The following is an 18,223-nucleotide window of genomic DNA, read 5'->3' as shown; positions in this document are numbered from 1 at the left end:
ATAACTCAATGTTATCAATGACCATTTGTCATCAGGAATAAAAATGTTCAGGAAGGATTTCGTTGCCATTGCCCTTTTGCTCAGCGCCGCCCAGGTCAGCGCAGATCCGCTGATCGCCACGCAATACGGTGATTTTGACCGCTACGTGCTGGCTCTCTCCTGGCAAACGGGGTTCTGCCAAAGTATGCAAGACCGAAACCGCAGCGAACCGGAAGAGTGCCGCCTGCAGCAGGAACTCAGCAATAAAGCCGATTTTCTCACCGTTCACGGCCTGTGGCCGAGCCTGCCAAAATCTATTGCCGCGCGCGGGGTGGACGAGCGCCGCTGGATGCGCTTTGGCTGTGCGACCCGCCCTGTTCCCAATATGCCGGAAGCAAAAGCCGGGCAAAAATGTCGGGCGGCTGAAACCGGGCTCTCGCTGGAAATGGCCAATAAGCTTAACGGCGTGATGCCGGGTTCGGGCGGTAACTCATGTCTCGAACGTTATGAATACGCCAAGCATGGCGTTTGCTTTGGTTTCGATCCTGACAACTATTTCGGCACCATGGTGCGCCTGAACGGCGAGATCAAACAGAGCCATCTGGGCGCTTTCCTGGCCAGGCACTATGGGCAAACCGTTAGCCGGGATGACTTCAACGCCGCGGTTGCTGAAGCCTATGGAAAACAGAACGTCAGGGCTTTCAAGTTAACCTGCAACGGCAACCCCGCCTATCTGACTGAGATGCAAATCTCCATCAAAGCCGCGGCCATTAATGCCCCTCTCTCCGCTGATTCATTCTTACCCCAACCCCATCCGGGGAACTGCGGTAAGCAATTTCTGCTGGATAAAGCCGGCTAGATTTCATACAACTTCGCTATGGTTCGTTGATGAATGTGCGTTTAATCACTTCAAACCACCAGCAAGTCTCAGTATGATGAGAGGACATTAACCCTTGCCATTTTCGGTGAGGGTTTTCTTTTACGGACAGGTTCCTGGATAACATGGAGTATGAGATGACCAGACCCGCAATTATCATTAATGAACTGGATGCAGAACGCATCGACAGGCTGCTGGAACAACCGGCTTTCGCCAACTCACCGGTAGCGGACGCGCTGAATGACGAGCTCGACCGCGCGCAGATGCTGGCCCCGGAAGCCATGCCGCATGATGTTGTCAGCATGAATAGCCAGGTCAGATTTCGCGATTTAACCACCGGTGAAGAGCGCATCCGCACGCTGGTTTTCCCGGCGCAGGTCACGGATAGCGCCACCCAGCTTTCGGTGATGGCGCCGGTTGGCGCAGCCCTGCTGGGCCTCAAAGTCGGCAGCACCATTCACTGGGAATTACCGGGCGGCACCTCAACGCACCTTGAAGTGCTGGAATTGCTGTATCAGCCGGAGGCCGCTGGCGATTTCCACCGTTAATCTCCCCGCTGCCTGAAGCGTTTCGCGCTTTATCCAGAGGATGTGACTGCATCCTCTTTCTGCATCTTTCGCTCTTCTCCTCTCTTTTGACAAACTTTTACGCCACCCTCGTACCGTTCTGACAATTTTGCGACCTGAATGGCACAATACTTTCCTATAATGTGTTGATATAAAAGCAGACGAACAAGGAGGAATGCATATGTATAAAACCATCATTATGCCCGTTGATGTCTTTGAAATGGAGTTAAGCGATAAAGCCGTTCGCCATGCGGAGTTTTTAGCCCAGCAGGACGGGGTTATCCATCTTCTCCACGTACTGCCCGGTTCATCAAGCTTCACGATGAGTCGTTTTACCGCCGATCTGCGCCGCTTTGAAGAGCATTTGCAGCATGAAGCAGAAACGCGCCTGAAAACGATGGCCGGCCATTTCAGCATTGACCCGTCGCGAATCAAAATGCACGTCCGCTTTGGCAACGTGCGCGATATGGTCAATGAACTGGCCAATGAAATTAAAGCCGATGTGGTGGTGATAGGCTCCCGCAACCCTTCGATCAGCACCCATCTGCTGGGTTCCAACGCCTCAAGCGTGATTCGCCATGCGCATATTCCGGTGATGGTGGTCAGGTAGCGGCAGTAAGGTAAAAAAAGAGGCTACCCCAGGGTAGCCTCTTTGCTGTGCAGGTTTGGTCTTACTTTATTATGAATTATGCAGTCTTAGTGCGAATCAGGTAATCGAACGAGCTCAAGGACGCCTTCGCACCTTCGCCGGTGGCGATAATAATCTGTTTGTACGGAACGGTCGTGCAGTCGCCGGCAGCGAAAACGCCCTTCACGTTGGTTTCACATTTCGCATCAATGATAATTTCACCCATGCGATTGCGCTCAATCGCGCCTTCCAGCCAGTTGGTATTCGGCAGCAGACCGATCTGCACGAAGATCCCCGACAGCGCCACGTGATGCTCATCGCCGCTCACGCGGTCGCGGTACTGCAGGCCAGTGACTTTGCTACCGTCGCCCACCACTTCCGTGGTCTGCGCGTTGAGAATGATATCGACGTTTTTCAGGCTGCGGACTTTATCCTGCAGAACCTGGTCGGCCTTCATTTCCGGCGCGAACTCCAGCAGAGTAACATGTTCAACAACGCCAGCCAGATCGATTGCCGCTTCCACACCGGAGTTACCGCCGCCGATAACCGCCACGCGCTTGCCTTTAAACAGCGGGCCGTCGCAGTGCGGGCAGTAGGTCACGCCCTTGGTACGATACTGATCCTCACCCGGCACGTTCATGTTACGCCATTTCGCGCCGGTGGCAATGATAACGCTACGCGCTTTCAGCACCGCGCCGGAAGCGGTCTCAACCTGATGCAGGCCGCCTTCAACCGTCGCCGGGATCAGTCTGGAGGCGCTCTGAGAATCGATCACATCAACATCGTATTCGCTGACGTGCGCTTTTAATGCGCCAGCCAGTTTCTGGCCTTCCGTTTTGGGTACGGAAATATAGTTTTCAATATCAACGGTATCCAGCACCTGGCCGCCAAAGCGTTCACCCATCAGGCCGGTACGAATGCCTTTACGCGCGGAGTAAACGGCTGCCGCTGCGCCGGACGGGCCGGAGCCGACGATTAACACATCATAGGCTTCACGTTTATTCAGCTCTTCCGCCGCGCGTTTTTCCGCGCCGGTATCCACTTTGGCAACGATTTCCGTCAGCGTCATGCGACCCTGACCAAATTCCTTACCGTTCATAAATACCGCCGGTACGCCCATCACGTTGCGTTCGGTGATTTCATTCTGATACGTTCCGCCGTCAATCGCCGTGTGCTTGATGCGCGGGTTCAGTACCGCCATCAGGTTCAGCGCCTGAACCACATCCGGGCAGTTATGGCATGAAAGCGAATAGTAGGTTTCGAATTCAAAATCACCGTCGATATTGCGGATCTGCTCCAGCAGGGTCTGCGCTTCTTTTGACGGATGACCGCCGGTCCACAGCAGAGCCAGAACTAAAGAGGTGAATTCATGTCCCAGCGGAGAGCCGGCAAAGCGCGGCCCCTGGCTGGAGCCGGGATTGGTAATCAGGAATGACGGCTTACGCACCGCCAGGCCGTTATCTTCTTTGAAGGTAACTTTATCTGACAGTTCAGCAATTTCAGCCAGCAGTTCCCTGATTTCTGCCGATTTAGCGCCGTCATCCAGCGTGGCAATCAGCTCAACAGGTTTGGTCAGCTTCTCAAGGTAAGCCTTGAGCTGGGTTTTCATGTTGGTGTCGAGCATTTTTATCTCCTGGGCTTAAAACATCATCATGCAAGCGGCCTCGTCCGGGCAGCCTGAATACGCTTGCATCATGGTGTTGGAATGAAATGGGCGCCGGTGCGCCCATGACTGAAATAATTTCCCAAGTCTTTCACGCCATAGCTGCGTTGGCGTGAAAGACGATGGAAATTTAGATTTTGCCGACCAGGTCCAGAGATGGAGCCAGAGTCGCTTCACCTTCTTTCCATTTAGCCGGGCAAACTTCGCCTGGGTGAGAAGCTACGTACTGAGCTGCTTTGATTTTACGCAGCAGGTCAGACGCGTCGCGGCCGATACCTTCAGCGGTAACTTCGATAGCCTGGATGATACCCTGCGGGTCAACAACGAAGGTGGCACGATCTGCCAGGCCTTCATCTTCACGCATGTTGTCGAAGTTACGGGTCAGGGCGCCAGTCGGGTCGCCGATCATCGCGTATTTGATTTTCGCGATGGTTTCAGAGCTGCTGTGCCACGCTTTGTGGGTGAAGTGAGTGTCGGTAGAGACGGAGTAAACGTCTACGCCCAGCTTCTGCAGTTCTTCGTAGTGGTCTGCCACATCGCCCAGTTCGGTCGGGCAAACGAAGGTGAAGTCAGCCGGGTAGAAGAAGAAGACGCTCCAGCGGCCTTCAGTATCTTTCTCGGTAACTTCGATGAATTCACCGTTTTTGAACGCCTGGTTTTTGAAAGGTTTGATTTTGGTATTAATTAAGGACATCTATACTTCCTCCGTGTTTTCGTTGAGGTCTAAGTTAACGAATTTTTCCTGACTCGACCAATGCGTTTGCATTATCGAATCAATAAGCGTTATCTAACAACCGGAACAAGACAACTTTGTGAACCTGTCAACGCGATGGCAATCTTCTACCGCGTTTCGCATTATATGCGCTGAAAAGTAAAAAGGCCGCCCTAGCAGGCGGCCCCGTTACCTGAAACACCCGCAGGTAGGTTCAGCGCCAGTAGCTGGCAGTGTGTTGCGCTCTACACCTTAATGTAACAGCTAAGGGATTACATCACCCGCTGAACGAAAGGGCAATCCGCGCGGCGGCAGGTCTTACCTATGGCTGTAATAGGTTTTACCGCTAGCCCTACTTTTTCCGGTGTTTTCACCGGGCATCATCATGTCGAAACGCCCGTTCTTTCTGACATGTTTCCCGCGTTAGCGCGATGCAGACGGTCACCACTGCCGCTCTTCCAATTGCCATACTTGCCCGCAGGACCAGCGAAAGCCGGAGAATAAAAATATTTAATTACCGCCCGCGGTTGATGAACACCCTCAGTGCCACTCGCGGATCAGTAATTTATAATATGAATAACCCAATAGACTTCAACAAGCGTTCGGGCTTCCCGTTAAAGAAAAACTACAGATGATAAGCGGGGCAAGGTAAGTATTTATAAATGACCTCCTCCCCTGCCTTCAGCGGTACACAAAAGGATCTGGTAGAATGCGCAACGCTGGTATATATTTAGATAAACTTAATAACGGCGCCTGCATTAAATAATAAGAAACAAATATTCACACAATGAATATAATACAGACATATAGTCACCTATTTTCCATACCGCCAGCTTAACAGGACGTTGATAATGGCTAATCTTTACGATCTCAAGAAATTTGATCTGAACCTACTCGTTATTTTCGAATGCATTTACCAGCATTTGAGCATCAGTAAAGCGGCGGAAACGCTATTCATTACGCCTTCTGCCGTCAGTCAGTCGCTACAGCGGCTACGCACCCAGCTGAATGACCCGCTATTCGTTCGTTCAGGTAAAGGAATTACGCCTACCACCGTCGGGGTTAATCTCCACCATCATCTTGAAAAAAATCTTAATCAATTAGAACAAACTATTTATCTCACCAATCGTTCTGAATTAAAGAAACGTCTGGTTGTTTATGCGCCGCAGCTTTTTATTACCCCTAAAACAACCAGCCTGATCCATATGTTATTAGATGATTCAAACCTTCACGTTGAACATCATGACCTGCTGGCGTCAGGAGAGTCGGTAGAAAGCCTGCTGGCCTACCGTAAAGCCGACCTGATATTCAGCACCACCCCCCTGTCATCGCGAGCCACGGTGTGTAAACGTATCCAGGAGCTGGACATTTCACTGGTTTGTAGCGAAAATCATCCACGGCTGGCATTGCTAACAACGACGAAAGCCATACTGCAGGAGCGCTTTACTTATTATATTTGTAACGATCAGGGAACGAAGTCTTTTCAAAGCCAGGCTGCCGGCATACTTTCTGATAGAAAAATTTCTTTCAGTAGCGACTCATACACCGCTATCCTTAATGTTATTCAGCAAACTGATATTATTGGTTTTGTGCCTACCTGTATTTTAGAGCACATCAGTTTCCATAATAAATTTAAAATTATAGAGGCGCCATTTAAGATCCCCTCCATCGCTATTTATATGATTTACAATCGGGTAAACCTTGACGACCCGAACTTTGCAAACTTTATCGACGAGTGCGAAAAGAATAATATTATTGAATAATTTAAGCCATTTGATTTAATTGATGAATGATAACTAATCGCTTGATTAAGAAATAAATATGATATAAGTACACAGTATCTTTAAGAATTAAAGGAATAATGGCTGTGTCTTTTATAAAACTTCCATTACCCGAGTCCGTTCTGCAGGCCAGTCAGCAGCGAATAGAATGGGTAATGGAAAACTTCTCCCGTATTTGCGTCTCTTTTTCTGGCGGTAAAGATTCTACAACCATGCTGCATCTCACGGCGCAGCAGGCCCGCCGTACAGGCAAAAAGATTTGCGTCCTGTTTGTCGACTGGGAAGCGCAGTTCTCCTGCACCATTGCGCATTGTGAAAAGATGCGCGCAGAGTATCGCGACGTTATTGAGCAATTTTTCTGGGTCGCGTTGCCTCTCACCACCCAGAACTCTCTGACCCAATATCATCCCGAATGGCAGTGCTGGGAACCCGGCGCGCGCTGGGTGCGCCAACCGCCAAAGGACGCGATTACCGATCCCGGCTTTTTCCCGTTTTATCAATCGGGCATGAGTTTTGAAACGTTCGTTCGCGAATTTGCCGATTGGTTTTCGCGAAATCGTCCCGCGGCGATAATGATCGGCATCCGCGCCGATGAATCGTTAAATCGGTTTATCACCATCTCCTCGCAGCGCAAGCTTCGCTTCGCCGACGATAAACCCTGGACCACCTCCGCGCCGGGCGGACACGCGTGGTACATCTACCCTATCTACGACTGGAAAACCGCCGATATCTGGACCTGGTTCGGTAAAAGCGGCCTTTCCTACAACCCGCTCTATAACCTGATGTATCAGGCGGGCGTTCCGCTGCGCTATATGCGTATCTGCGAACCCTTTGGCCCGGAGCAGCGCCAGGGGCTGTGGCTCTACCATGTGCTGGAGCCTGAACGCTGGGCCGCCATGTGCCAGCGCGTCAGCGGCGTCCACTGCGGCGGGGTCTACGCCGGTCACGATAATCAGTTCTATGGCCATCGTAAGCTGGATAAACCCGCGCATCATACCTGGAAAAGCTTCGCCCTGTTTTTACTCGACAGCATGCCGGAGAAAACGGCGGAACATTACCGCAATAAAATCGCCGTCTATCTTCACTGGTACCAAAAAAAGGGAATGATGGATATTCCGGACACGCAACCGGCGGATATTGGCTCGAAAGACGTCCCGTCCTGGCGGCGCATCTGTAAGGTTCTGTTGAACAATGATTACTGGTGCCGCCAGCTCTCTTTCAGCCCGACCAAAGCAACGCAATATAAACGCTATCGCGAACGGATGAATAAAAAGCGCCAGCAATGGGGAATACTATGCAACGACAATTAATCCAGGATCTCGAACGCTATCTACAATCGCTGGAAGATGAAGAGGAAAAGATTACTGCGCTTAACGCCTTTCGCCAGATTCTGCATGAATATAGCCCCTTCAAATCACAACCGGTTGACTGCGTATTGTGGGTAAAACAGGACGCCGTTTTGCCTAATGATTACAACCCAAATAACCTTGCTCCACCGGAAAAACGCCTGCTGTTCACCTCGCTGGAAACGGACGGCTTCACGCAGCCCATTGTGGTAGTGAAACAGGATCAGGAGCGCTATTCCATTATCGACGGTTTTCACCGTCATGAGCTGGCGAGCGGCAGAGCGGCGCTGAAAAAACGGCTGAAAGGCTACCTTCCCGTCACCTGCCTGGAAAAGAGCAGCCCCGGGCGTGATTCTCTGATGGCCGCCACCATCCGCCACAACCGGGCGCGCGGACGTCATCAGATTCATGCGATGTCGGAAATCGTCCAGGAGCTGGCGCATCTCGGCTGGTGTGACGAGAAAATCGGCAAAGAGTTAGGGATGGACTCAGACGAAGTATTGCGCCTGAAGCAAATCAACGGCCTGGTGGAGATGTTCGGCGACCGTCAATTTTCTCAGGCGTGGACCGTTAAATAACTACAGACGACACAGTCGTTCCGCCGCAGCCAGCAGCGTGGCTGGCTGTTTGGCGAAGCACAGGCGTATCAGCTTATGCGGGAACGGATCGGCGCAGAACACCGACAGCGGGATCGCCGCAACGCCGATCTCGGTGGTGAGCCAGCGGCAGAAGTTGACATCATCCAGATCGGAGACCGCGCTGTAGTCCGCCAGCAGGAAGTAGGTCCCTTCGCAGGGCAAAATTTCCAGACGGCTGGCGCGCAGCGCATCAATAAACAGGTCCCGCCGCTCGCGGTAAAACGCCGGCAGCTGGCGATAGTGCTCTGGCTCGCTGCGCAGCATATCGGCAATCGCCAGCTGAGCGGGCGTATTGACGGCAAAAGTCAGATACTGATGCACTTTACGCAGCTCGGCGCTAATGGCGGCAGGCGCCACGCAGTAGCCCACCTTCCAGCCGGTCATATGAAAGGTCTTGCCAAACGAAGAGACCGCCACCGCCCGCTCGCGCAGCTGCGGATGCGCCAGCACGCTGGCATGCCCTTCGGCGGCAAAGCAGATATGTTCGTAAACCTCATCGCTCAGCACATAGATTTCACGATCGGCAATCGCCTGCCACAGCGCGGCAAAATCTTCCCGCTGCCATACCGTCGCTGACGGGTTGTGCGGCGTATTGAGGATAACCAGCCGGGTTTTGTCGCTGAGGCTCGCGGCGAACTGCTGCCAGTCAACGCGAAAATGCGGCGGCTGGAGAGCAATGCGCTTCAGCACGCCGCCCGACAGCTCAATCGCCGGGGCGTAGCTATCATAGCTAGGGTCAAAGCAAATGACTTCGTCGCCGGAACGTACCAGCGCGGTAATCGCCGCATAGAGCGCTTCCGTCGCGCCGGCGGTAACGGTCACGTCGCTGTTGGCATCGGGACGGTAGCCGTACAGCTCTTCCGTTTTATCGACGATGGCGTCGCGTAGCGCGGCCACGCCGGTCATCGGCGCGTACTGATTCGCCCCCTGCGCCACGTGATGCGCCAGACGCTCCTGCAGATAGCGCGGACCATCGAAATCCGGGAACCCCTGCGATAGGTTAATCGCCTGATGCTGCTGGGCCAGAGCGCTCATTTGGGTAAAGATCGTGGTGCCCAGTGAAGGAAGTTTACTCTCAGGAATCAGTGGCTTATTGCTCATTCTTTTTGTACCGTCTGTGATGCTGTTGTTGAAGCCACTATAACACGATGTTAATATTTGGCAATCAAGACGCTTAGACGTCTAAATGATAATGTTATTTCGCTTATGCTTATGAGTGGAAAACAGCGAGCAGCACAACGCCACCGTCAGCACGACCTACCGCTCACTCTGGAGAACTCATGATCCGCGCTATCGTGACCGATATTGAAGGCACCACCAGCGACATTCGCTTCGTCCACAACGTCCTGTTCCCGTACGCTCGCGAACGCCTGGCCGGCTTCGTGACCGCCCAGCAGTTTGTCGATCCGGTAAAGACCATTCTCGATAACCTGCGCGAAGAGATCGCCCAACCGGCGGCCAGCGTCGAGCAGCTTATTGCTACCCTGTTCGCCTTTATGGATGAAGACCGCAAATCCACCGCCCTCAAGGCGCTCCAGGGGATTATCTGGCGCGAAGGCTACGTCAATGGCGACTTCACCGGCCACCTGTATCCTGACGTCCTGCCGTCGCTAGAAAAATGGAAGTCACAGGGTATTGATTTATATGTATATTCCTCAGGCTCTGTCGCCGCGCAGAAATTGTTATTTGGCTACAGCGACGAAGGTGATATTACTCATCTGTTTAACGGCTATTTCGATACCCTGGTAGGCGCCAAGCGCGAAGCGCAGTCCTACCGCAATATTGCTGAGCAGCTGGGACAGCCTCCTGCCGCCATCCTGTTCCTGTCCGATATCCATCAGGAGCTGGATGCCGCCGAAGAGGCCGGCTTCCGCACCCTACAGCTGGTGCGCGGCGACCGTGACCCGGCCAGCCACCATCCGCAGGTTCAGCGTTTTGACGATATTCATCCGGAGCAGATCCCAGCATGAGCGCATTAACCATTTTTTCCGTGAAAGACCCGCAAAACTCTCTCTGGCACAGCACGAACGCCGAAGAGATCCAGCAGCAGCTCAACGCCAAAGGCGTCCGCTTCGAGCGCTGGCAGGCCGACCGCGATTTAGGCGCGGCGCCAGCCTCAGAAACGGTTATTGCCGCCTATCAGCATGCGATTGATAAGCTGGTGGCTGAGAAGGGTTACCAGAGCTGGGACGTGATCAGCCTGCGTGCGGATAATCCGCAGAAAGAGGCGCTGCGGGAAAAATTCCTCAACGAGCATACCCACGGGGAAGACGAAGTGCGCTTCTTCGTCGAGGGGGCCGGCCTGTTTTGCCTGCATATTGGCGACGAGGTATTCCAGGTGCTCTGTGAAAAGAACGACCTGATTTCCGTTCCGGCGCACACGCCGCACTGGTTTGATATGGGCTCGGAGCCCAACTTCACCGCCATCCGCATCTTCGACAACCCGGAAGGCTGGATTGCCCAGTTTACCGGCGACGATATCGCCAGCGCCTACCCGCGGCTAGCGTAACGCCGCGATTCAACGGGTGAACAGGCTTATCATCACTCTCAAGGCGCTTTCCCGGAGGCGGCGCGTAACGCGCCTGTCCGGGCTACCCGACCCGCAAACGGCGATGATCCTGTAAGCCGGGCAAGGCGCCAGCCGCCGCCTGGCGATTCTCTGCGCCTAAGCGCCAATAAACCTCGGCGGGTCGAAAGCGGTCACCGGCGGCAGCGCGTCCCGCCACGGCGCGATCTCCACCCAGCAGCTTTGGGCGCTGCAGCCCTGCCCCAGCCGCGAGCTGCCGCGATCCTCGGTTAACACGTTGGGATTGCCGTGCTTATCCAGCGAGCCTTTTTCATTCGGGTCCAGCGGATCGTACCAGGCGCCGGTCGACATCTGCACCACTCCCGGCAAAATCTGCTCGCTGAGATGCACGCCGGCGAGAATCGCTCCCCGGGCGTTAAAGACCTTGACCACGCTGCCTTCGCTGATGCCCCGCGCCTGCGCATCCTGCGGATGCATCCACAGCGGCTCGCGCCCCTGAATTTTCGTCGCCCGGCTCACGCTGCCGTGATCGTACTGGCTGTGCAGGCGGGTGCGCGGCTGGCTGGAGAGCAGATGCAGCGGCCAGCGCGCCGCCTCCTGCCGCTGCCAGGCCGCCTCCTGCTCATCCCAGCACGGGTGGCCGGGACACTCGCGATAGCCAAACCCGGCGATGGTTTCGGAAAAAAGTTCGATCTTGCCGGAAGGCGTAGAGAGCGGATAGCGCTGCGGGTCGGCGCGAAAATCCGCCAGGAAAACCTGCGGTTTCTCCGGCGCGCTGTATTCCAGCACCCCCTGCCGCCAGAATTCATCAAACGACGGCAGCGCGATCCCCTCTTCCCGCGCGCGCGGCCGCGACGCTTCGTAGATCTCCCGCAGCCACTGCCCGGCGTCGCGCCCCTCGCTAAAGTGCTCGCCGCAGCCCAGCCGCTCGGCAAGGTCGCAGAAGATGGCGTAATCATCGCGCGCTTCGCCTACCGGCGGGATCTGCGCGCTCATGGCGATCATAAAACCGTCGTGACCGCCGCTGCCAATATCTTCCCGCTCCAGCGAAGTAGTGACCGGCAGAACGATATCGGAAAATTTAGCCTGCGCGGTCCAGAACTGTTCATGAACGACCACCGTTTCCGGCCGCCGCCAGGCTTCACACAGGCGGTTAATATCCTGATGATGATGAAACGCGTTGCCGCCGGCCCAGTAGACGAGGCGGATGTCGGGATAGCGCAGATGCTGGCCGTCAAACTCGTATGCCTCGCCCGGATGCAGCAGCATATCGGAAAGGCGCGCCACCGGAATCACCTGGTTTACCGCGTTCTCTCCGGCGGGAAGGCGCGGCCCGGAAAAGGCCTTACGCGCCGCCCCCGCCAGATTGGTGCAGGCGTAGCCAAACCCCAGTCCGCCGCCCGGCGTACCGATTTGCCCCAGCAGCGCGGTGAGCGCCACCGTCGCCCAGTAGGCCTGCTCGCCCTGGCGCGCCCGCTGAATCGACCAGGAGATATTGACCATCGTGCGCTGGCTGGCCATCTCGCGCGCCAGCGCGGCAATCCGCTGCGCCTCAATACCGGTTATTGCCGCCGCCCACTCCGGCGTTTTTGCGACGCCATCGCTCTCCCCCATCAGGTAGGCGCGATAGGGCGCGAAACCCACGGTATGGCTGGCGATAAAACCGCTGTCGTAGAGGGATTCATTAATCAGCACATAACAGAGCGCCAGCAGCAGCGCGGTATCGGTTCCCGGACGGACGGCGAGCCACTCGGCGCTCTCCACGGCGCTCAGGTCATTGCGCACCGGGCTGATATTGATAAAGCGCGTCCCCTGCGCCTGCATCTTTTCCAGCCAGTATTTCAGCATATGGTCGTTGGCGCCGCCGCCGTTGACCTGCGCATTACGCAGCGGCAGGCCGCCGAATGCGACAAACAGCTGGCATTCGCGCGCCAGCTCGGAAAAGTGGGTATGCTGGCGGTGCAGCGGGCTCAGCGGCCCGAGAATATGCGGCAGGATGCGCTCGCCCGCCGCGCTGCTGTAGGTGTTGGTGCTGGCGGTATAGCCGCCGAAGCACTTGAGGAAGCGGTGCAGCTGACTTTGCGCGTGGTGAAAACGACCGGCGCTGGCCCAGCCGTAGGAGCCGCCGAAAATCGCCTCATTGCCGCAGCGCGTTTTGACCGAATTCAGTTCGCGGGCCAGTAAATCGAGCGCCACCTCCCAGCTCACCTCAACAAACGGCTCTTTACCGCGCCCCTCGCGCGAAGCCGGGCCATTTTGCAGGTAGCCCGCGCGCACCGCCGGACGGCGAATGCGCGTCTTGCTGGTGACCGCATCGGGGAGCGACTGACCAATACGTGAGGGATTTTTATCCCAGGGCACCGGCGTCACCGTCTCAATGTTGCCGTCACGGGCCTGGACCTGCCAGGTTCCCCAGTGCATTACGGTCAGATTATGTTGTTTTTTCATCTTGACTGTTTTCTTCTCACCCGATAAAGGCCGCCATAATAAAGCGTGCGAATCCTGGGAATAAAATACGTATCACCATACAATCTGCTACAGAGAAAGGATTTTCCACGCAGAATAGCTCTACGCCATTCCAGGATGCGATATATTACAGCGACAGAATAATTTTAATTAAGCAGCAATCTTTATTTGAATAAATAAGAGTTGCAAGCAAATTAAGCCCACAAAATAAAAAGGGATTAAGCTGCATCATGAAATATTTTCAGGTTACAGATAACAAATTTACGTTTTCCTCAGGCAAATCTGCGATATAACATCGTTAATATACCCTAAATAATTCAAGTTTCAGGAAGGCGGCAAGTAAGAGAGTCCCGATGAGCTTACTCAAGTAAGTGATTCGGGTGAACGCACGTAGCCAACGCACATGCAACTTGAAGTATAACGGGTATAACTTAGACATATTTTGTATTTGAGATTGTGTGGCTGTTGTTGTCATGCTACTGCTCCGCACAGCCACCTCCATCACAGGACCATAATAAGAATGTCGCAGAAAATGAAATTATTGCCCATCGCGCTGGGCCTGCTCTCGCTCGCCTCCGTCAACGCTCTGGCGGCGGATGCCTTATCACTTCAGGGAAAAACTATCGGCGTCGCCGTGGTCGGGACGCAGCACTTCTGGGATCGTGAAGCCTATAAGGGTGCGACCGAAGAGGTAGAGAAACTGGGGGGTAAAGTGATCGGCGTCGATGGCGGCCGCGATAACCAGGTTCATGCGAATAACCACGATATTTTACTGTCGCGCAAGGTCGATGCGGTAATTAGCATTCTGGGCGACAGCGCCGTTGAGCCTAAATTCAAAGCGCTACGCGATGCCGGCATTCCGGTATTTACCGTAGACCACGTTTCAAAATATTCGGTCAATAACACCACCTCCGATAACTACACCCTGGGATCGACCATTGGTCGCTATATGGCCGATGAACTGGGCGGCAAAGGCAACGTTGCGGTATTTAACGCATTCTCCAGCTCCCTGCGTATTTGCGGCATTCGTTATGACCAGTGGAAATATGTCCTCAAAGATTATCCGGATATTCACATTATTCAACCGGAGCTGGCCGAGCAGTTTGCCAACTCGCCGGAAGATGCGCGTAAGAAAACCCTCGAACTGCTGAGCCAGTATCCAAAAGGCAAACTCGACGCCATCCATGTCGCCTGCTGGGATCAGCCGGCTATCGGTATTGTCCAGGCGCTGGAAGAGACCGGCCGCGATAAAGACGTCAAGGTCACCGCGATCGACGCCGGCCCGGAAACCCTGGAGATCATGGCCGAGCCGGGCAGCCCGTTCGTCGCCAACGTCGCCCAGCAGCCGCACCTGATTGGCCAGACCTCCGCCGATAACGTCGCGCGCTACTTCGACAAACAGAAGCTGCCCCTGCAGACCTTTATTCCGGTGGTGCCGGTGAAAGGCCCGCAGGAGGCAAAAGCGGTCTACAAACAGCTGGGATATGGCGAACTGCAGTGATCACTCCATCCTCCGGCGGGGTTAACCCCGCCGCTGGTCTGGCGATGAACCAGATCGGCAAAAGCTTTGCCAACGTGACTGCATTAAATGCGGTCACGCTGCTTCTGAATCCCGGTGAAATTCACGGCCTGATCGGCGAGAACGGCGCGGGAAAATCGACGCTAATAAAAATCCTCGCGGGCGTCTATCGGGCCGACAGCGGCAGCGCCACCCTTGACGGCGCGCCGCTGCCGCTCGGCAATCCCGCGGCGATTGAAGCGCTGGGTATCCGCGTTATTCACCAGGAACTTAACCTGATCCCGCACTTTACGGTGGCGGAATCGGTGTTTCTCGGCCAGGAGTACCGCACCCGCTGGGGCGCGCTGGACCGGCGGCGAATGAACGCGGCCACCCGGGCGTTTTTCCGCGACAGCTGGCAGCTGGATATTCATCCCCGCCGCCTGATCCGCGACCTCAGCCTCGCCGAACGCAAGCTGGTGCAAATCGCCAGAGCGCTGATCGACGGCGCGGCAAAGCTGGTGGTATTCGATGAACCCACCGCGCCGCTGGAAGCGCAGGAAGCCGGCCTGGTCACCTCCGCGATTCTGCGCCTGCGGGAACAGGGGATCGCGATTCTCTACATTTCCCACTATCTCAACGAAATCGCCGCCCTTTGCGATCGCGGCACGGTGCTACGTAACGGCGAGGTGGTCGGCTACCCCGACCGGGCGCTTCTGCAGAATACCGACGCGCTGATCAAAATGATGGTCGGCCGCGATATCGAACAGCTCTATACCCCGCGCCAGAGCAGCGCGCATCAGGTCGATGCCGCTGCCCCGGTACTGTCGGTTCGCCATCTCAGCGACGGGCAGCAGTTACGCGATATTACCTTTGATATTCAGCCGGGAGAGATCGTCGGCGTCGCCGGACTGCTGGGCGCCGGGCGCGACGTGCTGATCGATCTGCTTTACGGGCTACGCCGCGCCCGCAGCGGCACGATAAGCGTTGACGGCCAGCCGAAGCGGCTGCGGACGCCGTATCAGGCAACCCGGGCCGGACTGGCCCTGGTGCCGCGCGACCGCCGCCATCAGGGGCTGATTCTCCCCTTCACCACCGCCGACAATATCAATCTGGCCTCGCTACCGGAGACCGCCACTTTCGGCTGGGAGCACCGCGGCCGGGCGCTGGAAAAAGCGCGCAGCTGGATCGACCAGCTCTCTATCCGCCCCGGCCGTCCGGAGCTTCCGGTGCGCTTTATGAGCGGCGGCAACCAGCAAAAGGCGATTCTCGCCCGCTGGCTGGGCACCGATGCGCGGCTTTTTATTCTTGATGAACCCACTCTCGGGGTGGATATCGGCGCGCGCCGCGATATTTATCAGCGCACCCGCGAGCTGGCGGATCGCGGTCGCGGCGTTCTGGTCTCATCCAGCGACGCGCCGGAGCTGCTGGGCCTTTGCGACCGCATCCTGGTGATGTGGCGCGGCGAGCTGGTGGCCAATCTCCCGACCCGGGGGCTGACGCTGGACGCGCTGCTGGTGACGATTAACGGTGGACAGGAACAACAGGTATGAGTGCAGGTATCCAGCGCCGCCCCCTTCCGGGCATCACGACGCTTATCGAAAAATTTCCCCTGATTCTCTTTTTTGCGCTGCTGGTCTGGCTCAGCCTGCAGTCGCCTTTCTTTTTAAGCTGGCAAAATATCAGCATGATGCTGGTGCAAAGCGTGCCGCTGGCGATCCTCTGCTTCGGCCTGGTCTGCGTGATTGCCGTCGGCGGCGATGATGTGGTCTCCGGCGGCATCGACCTGTCGCTGCCCGCCATCGCGGTGCTCGGCGTCGCGCTGCTCAGCCTCGGCATGGCGGAGTGGAACACCCCTTACCTGGCGCTGCTGTTACTGCTGCTCGCCGTTAGCCTGGCCTGCGGCGCCGTCAACGCCACGCTGGTGCTGGCGGCGGGCCTGCCGCCGCTGCTGGCGACCCTGTCAACTTCGGTGGCCTTCACCGGGCTGACCGACCTGCTGACCGGCCAGCGGCGCATCGCGGTGAGCGACCCGCTGATGGTGGCCTTTCGCGATAACGATCTGTTCGGCATTCCCTGGCCGCTGATCTATCTGCTGGCGGTATTCGCGCTGTTTCAGTTTTTGCTCCACCACTCCCGCTTCGGCCAGCATTTACAGGCGGTGGGCGGTAACCGCGATATGGCGCAGATGAGCGGACTCAACGTTCGCCGTTTGACCATTATCGTCTGGCTGCTGGCGGGCATCGCCGCCGGCCTGGCGATTTTGCCGCTGCTCAGCCAGGGCTCAGGCAGCTCCAGCGGCACGGCGACGCCGCTGCTGCTGGAAACCGTCCTCGCGACCTTTATCGGCGCGGCGTTCTCGCGGCGGCGCGTGGTCACCATCTGGGGGGCGCTGCTCGGCGCGGTGCTGGTCAACGCGCTCTCTAACGGGCTCGGCCTGCTGGGAGTGAATATTTTCTGGATGGGCGCGATCAAAGGCGGCCTGATCCTCGTGGTGCTGGCGGCTTCAGCGGTCAGACATAAAGGAGGCCATTAATGAGCCAACTGACGCTCAAGACCCCCTCAACGGGGCAAACCGGCAGCGGTCCGCTGGCGTGGCTATCGCGGGCAGGATTCGGCGTCATTACCCTGCTGGCGATTGCCCTGTTCGGCTGGGCGAACCCGGTATTTCTGACCTTCGATAACTGGGCCAATTTGCTGCAGGGCAGCGCGATTCTGCTGATCGTGGCGATGGCGATGACCCTTATCGTTAGCGCCGGGGCGATTGACCTCTCCGTCGGCGTGGCGCTGGATTTCGGCGCCGCTTTTGCGCTGGTGGCGCTGAAGACCTGGCACCTGCCGTGGCAGGCGGCGGTGGGCTGCGCGCTGCTCGGCGGGGTGATTATCGGCCTGCTGAACGCCTTTCTGATCCTTATCTGCCAGATTCGTCCGTTCCTCGCCACCCTCGGCACCTGGTTTATCGCCAGCAGCGCCGAGCGTATCTATACCGACGGCGGCGGCTCTATCTCCTACCGCCGGATGGCGCCGGAGTATCACGATCTGGCGGTCGGCAATATCGCCGGTATTCCGACGCCGGTGGTGATTGTGCTGGCGCTGTGGCTGGTAGCCTGGCTGCTGACCGAACGCACGCTGTTTGGCAAGTACGTGCGCGCTATCGGCCAGAACGGCGAAGCGGCACGTATCGCCGGGATCCGCGACCGCCGGACCATGCTGTGGGTGCTGGTGGCGGCCTCCGCGCTGTGCGCCGTCGGCGGCGTCATTCTCTCCGCCAACCTGCGCCAGTTTACGCCGCTGGCCGGCCAGGCCTACTTGATGGACGCCATCGCCGCGGTCTTTATCGGCACCGCCTTTAACCGGCTCGGCCGGGTCAGCATCGCCGGCACCCTCGGCGGGGTGCTGTTTCTCGCGATTATTGATAATGGCCTGAACCTGATGGGGCTGAACTACCTGGTGAAGGATGCGCTGGTGGGCGTGATTCTGGTGGTCGCGCTGGCCCTCTCCTTCTGGCAGGCGCGTCTGCGCCAGACCCATCGTTAAGCGGA

Annotated in this window: 16 protein-coding genes; 12 read left to right on the top strand and 4 right to left on the bottom strand. The window is 56.5% G+C overall.

What is annotated here, in order from left to right; all coding sequences use genetic code 11:
- Nucleotides 1–43 precede the first annotated feature (43 nt).
- The 3 genes from rna (at nt 44) to uspG (ending at nt 2,032) form a co-directional block, all read left to right on the top strand.
- Nucleotides 44–838 (top strand): ribonuclease I, encoded by a 795-nt coding sequence (gene rna, locus ABLV30_RS09435; RefSeq protein ID WP_025106404.1) that lies wholly within the window; start codon nt 44–46, stop codon nt 836–838.
- A 155-nt stretch (nt 839–993) separates the two neighbouring features.
- The gene (gene rnk, locus ABLV30_RS09430; protein ID WP_032748687.1) at nt 994–1,404 is read left to right on the top strand and encodes a nucleoside diphosphate kinase regulator; all 411 of its coding nucleotides are present in this window, start codon (nt 994–996) and stop codon (nt 1,402–1,404) included.
- 199 nt (nt 1,405–1,603) lie between these two features.
- Complete coding sequence (gene uspG / locus ABLV30_RS09425; RefSeq protein ID WP_004100140.1) at nt 1,604–2,032, top strand: universal stress protein UspG; 429 nt, start codon at nt 1,604–1,606, stop codon at nt 2,030–2,032.
- Nucleotides 2,033–2,108: 76 nt separating this feature from the next.
- Here the strand turns inward: uspG and ahpF are convergent, their stop codons facing one another.
- Complete coding sequence (ahpF, locus tag ABLV30_RS09420) at nt 2,109–3,674, bottom strand: alkyl hydroperoxide reductase subunit F (protein ID WP_004848755.1); 1,566 nt, start codon at nt 3,672–3,674, stop codon at nt 2,109–2,111.
- Between the two features lie 169 nt (nt 3,675–3,843).
- Complete coding sequence (gene ahpC / locus ABLV30_RS09415) at nt 3,844–4,407, bottom strand: alkyl hydroperoxide reductase subunit C (protein ID WP_002894394.1); 564 nt, start codon at nt 4,405–4,407, stop codon at nt 3,844–3,846.
- An 869-nt stretch (nt 4,408–5,276) separates the two neighbouring features.
- Here ahpC and ABLV30_RS09410 point away from each other — a divergent pair.
- From ABLV30_RS09410 to ABLV30_RS09400, 3 genes are all read left to right on the top strand, one after another.
- The gene (locus ABLV30_RS09410) at nt 5,277–6,188 is read left to right on the top strand and encodes a LysR family transcriptional regulator (protein WP_046876570.1); all 912 of its coding nucleotides are present in this window, start codon (nt 5,277–5,279) and stop codon (nt 6,186–6,188) included.
- Nucleotides 6,189–6,292: 104 nt separating this feature from the next.
- Nucleotides 6,293–7,516, top strand: coding sequence for a DUF3440 domain-containing protein (locus ABLV30_RS09405; protein WP_048261273.1), 1,224 nt, complete (start codon nt 6,293–6,295; stop codon nt 7,514–7,516).
- Nucleotides 7,501–8,130 carry a ParB/RepB/Spo0J family partition protein gene (locus ABLV30_RS09400; RefSeq protein WP_047724253.1) on the top strand — a complete coding sequence of 210 codons (630 nt, stop codon included), beginning with the start codon at nt 7,501–7,503 and terminating at the stop codon, nt 8,128–8,130. Before ABLV30_RS09405 ends, ABLV30_RS09400 begins: the two co-directional genes overlap by 16 nt.
- On the opposite strand, the gene ABLV30_RS09395 is transcribed toward ABLV30_RS09400, so the two are convergent.
- A complete protein-coding gene (locus tag ABLV30_RS09395) occupies nt 8,131–9,276 on the bottom strand; it encodes a pyridoxal phosphate-dependent aminotransferase (protein WP_163520840.1) in 1,146 nt (381 codons plus the stop codon).
- A gap of 194 nt (nt 9,277–9,470) precedes the next feature.
- Between ABLV30_RS09395 and mtnC the strand changes: the two genes are divergently transcribed.
- A complete protein-coding gene (gene mtnC / locus ABLV30_RS09390; RefSeq protein WP_014837800.1) occupies nt 9,471–10,160 on the top strand; it encodes an acireductone synthase in 690 nt (229 codons plus the stop codon).
- Complete coding sequence (locus tag ABLV30_RS09385; protein WP_004848741.1) at nt 10,157–10,699, top strand: acireductone dioxygenase; 543 nt, start codon at nt 10,157–10,159, stop codon at nt 10,697–10,699. The genes mtnC and ABLV30_RS09385 overlap by 4 nt, the downstream gene beginning before the upstream one ends.
- 156 nt (nt 10,700–10,855) lie before the next feature.
- Here ABLV30_RS09385 and ABLV30_RS09380 read toward each other — a convergent pair whose 3' ends face one another.
- Nucleotides 10,856–13,165, bottom strand: coding sequence for a molybdopterin-dependent oxidoreductase (locus tag ABLV30_RS09380; RefSeq protein ID WP_265801502.1), 2,310 nt, complete (start codon nt 13,163–13,165; stop codon nt 10,856–10,858).
- 538 nt (nt 13,166–13,703) lie between these two features.
- On the opposite strand from ABLV30_RS09380, the gene ABLV30_RS09375 reads away from it, so the two are divergent.
- Genes ABLV30_RS09375 through ABLV30_RS09360 form a run of 4 tightly spaced genes read left to right on the top strand, consistent with a single transcriptional unit; the run spans nt 13,704 to nt 18,218 of the window.
- Nucleotides 13,704–14,684, top strand: a complete 981-nt coding sequence (locus ABLV30_RS09375) for a sugar ABC transporter substrate-binding protein (protein WP_004848735.1) — start codon at nt 13,704–13,706, stop codon at nt 14,682–14,684.
- A 44-nt stretch (nt 14,685–14,728) separates the two neighbouring features.
- The gene (locus tag ABLV30_RS09370; protein ID WP_047725149.1) at nt 14,729–16,234 is read left to right on the top strand and encodes a sugar ABC transporter ATP-binding protein; all 1,506 of its coding nucleotides are present in this window, start codon (nt 14,729–14,731) and stop codon (nt 16,232–16,234) included.
- Entirely contained in the window at nt 16,231–17,217 is a 987-nt protein-coding gene (locus ABLV30_RS09365; protein WP_102803492.1) for an ABC transporter permease, read from the top strand. The genes ABLV30_RS09370 and ABLV30_RS09365 overlap by 4 nt, the downstream gene beginning before the upstream one ends.
- Complete coding sequence (locus ABLV30_RS09360; RefSeq protein ID WP_025106413.1) at nt 17,217–18,218, top strand: ABC transporter permease; 1,002 nt, start codon at nt 17,217–17,219, stop codon at nt 18,216–18,218. Before ABLV30_RS09365 ends, ABLV30_RS09360 begins: the two co-directional genes overlap by 1 nt.
- The last annotated feature ends 5 nt before the right edge of the window (nt 18,219–18,223 follow it).

This window comes from Klebsiella sp. CN_Kp113 (genome assembly GCF_040064585.1).
In the GTDB taxonomy this organism is placed as follows: Bacteria; Pseudomonadota; Gammaproteobacteria; order Enterobacterales; family Enterobacteriaceae; genus Klebsiella; species Klebsiella michiganensis.
The sequence above is the reverse complement of the archived record's forward strand: the minus strand, read 5'-3'. Positions and strand labels throughout refer to the sequence as shown.